The 1,478-nt window shown below is 71.1% G+C and carries 2 protein-coding genes and 1 pseudogene; all 3 read right to left on the reverse strand.

The window, feature by feature from the left end; translation table 11 throughout:
• Nucleotides 1-178, reverse strand: a pseudogene (locus P409_RS37530) (molybdopterin molybdenumtransferase MoeA); the annotation flags it as partial.
• Nucleotides 175-657 (reverse strand): cyclic pyranopterin monophosphate synthase MoaC, encoded by a 483-nt coding sequence (gene moaC, locus P409_RS34105; protein ID WP_034849241.1) that lies wholly within the window; start codon nt 655-657, stop codon nt 175-177. The gene moaC and the pseudogene P409_RS37530, both read right to left, overlap by 4 nt.
• A gap of 202 nt (nt 658-859) precedes the next feature.
• On the reverse strand, nt 860-1,478 hold a 619-nt coding region (gene trpC, locus P409_RS34110; protein WP_034849243.1), incomplete at its 5' end, for an indole-3-glycerol phosphate synthase TrpC.

Below are 1,478 nucleotides of genomic sequence, written 5' to 3' on the forward strand. Positions count from 1 at the left end.
CGGCGGCCCGCACCGCCCAGCCATCCATGGCGGAGACGTCGAGCGGCGGCTGGGTCAGCCGCGCCGCCACCGGTTCGGCCAGGGTCCGCCCCAGCCCGGCGGGCAGGGGCACGGTCTCGGCCGGCAGAGCGGCGAAGGCGGACAGGATGCGGGCGCGGGCCTCGGCGACCGGAATCATGGCTCAGCCTCGTAAGTGCCGGACCGCCCGCCGGATTTGTGCAGCAGCCGCAGATCGGTCACCACCATGCCGCGATCGACCGCCTTGCACATGTCGTAGACGGTCAGGGCGGCAACCGAGGCCGCGGTCAGCGCCTCCATTTCCACCCCGGTGCGGTGGGTGACCTTGACCGTGGCCTCGATCTCGACCCGGCTGTGCTCGGTGTCGCAGCGGAGATCCAGCTCGACGCTCGAGAGTGGCAGTGGATGGCACAGCGGGATCAGGTCGGCGGTGCGCTTGGCGGCCATGATGCCGGCGATGCGGGCGATGCCCAGCACATCGCCCTTGGCATGGCCGCCGGAGGCGATCAGGGCCAGCGTCTCCGGCTTCATCCCGACCCGGCAGCCGGCCCGCGCCACCCGCACCGTCGCCTCCTTGCCGGAGACATCAACCATGCGCGCCTGGCCGGCCGCATCGAAATGGGTCAGCCCGCCGGTCATGGAGTCCATCCCGCGCAACGCGTTGCCTCTCCCGCTTGCGGGAGAGGTCGGAGACGCGGAGCGGCTCCGGGTGAGGGGAGTTTGTCGAGGTCGGTGCCAGTCCTCACCCGGACGTCCTGGCGGACGTCCGGCCTTTCCCGCCACGCGGGAGAGGCCACGTACAAGGATGGTCCGGCTCGTTCCGGAGAGAGCTGCGGCCCGGTCATGCGGCGGTCGATTTCGCATCCGGCGCCAGCAAGGCGCGGGTGGCGGCGGCGACGTCGTCGTGGCGCATCAGGCTTTCGCCGATCAGGAAGGTGGTGGCGCCCGCCCGGGCCATGCGCGCCAAGTCGGCCGGGGTGAACAGTCCGCTCTCCGCCACCAGCAGCCGGTCGCCCGGCACCTGCGCCGCCAGCGCCTCGGTGGTGGCGAGATCGACCTGCAGGGTCTTGAGGTTGCGGTTGTTGATGCCGAGCAGCGGCGAGCGCAGCTTCAAGGCGCGGTCCAATTCGGCCGCGTCATGCACCTCGACCAGCACGTCCATGCCCTGATCGATCGCCGCCTGCTCCAGATCGCGGGCGGTGGCGTCGTCCAGCGCCGCCATGATCAGCAGGATGCAGTCGGCACCCAGCGCCCGGGCCTCCGTGATCTGATAGGGGTCGACCATGAAGTCCTTGCGCAGCACCGGCAGCTCGACGGCGTTGCGGGCGGCGGTCAGGTACTCGTCGGCACCCTGGAAATACGGCACGTCGGTCAGCACCGACAGGCAGGTGGCGCCGCCGTCGCGATAGGCGCGGGCGAGGGACGGCGGGTCGAAATCCGGGCGGATCAGCCCCTTTGAC

Origin of the sequence: Inquilinus limosus MP06 (assembly GCF_000767795.1) — a bacterium.
GTDB lineage: Bacteria > Pseudomonadota > Alphaproteobacteria > DSM-16000 > Inquilinaceae > Inquilinus > Inquilinus limosus_E.

Bases quoted from the DNA above. Each gene is read 5' to 3' on its own strand.
- moaC (WP_034849241.1), bottom strand. From the start codon at position 657: ATGACCGGCGGGCTGACCCATTTCGATGCGGCCGGCCAGGCGCGCATG.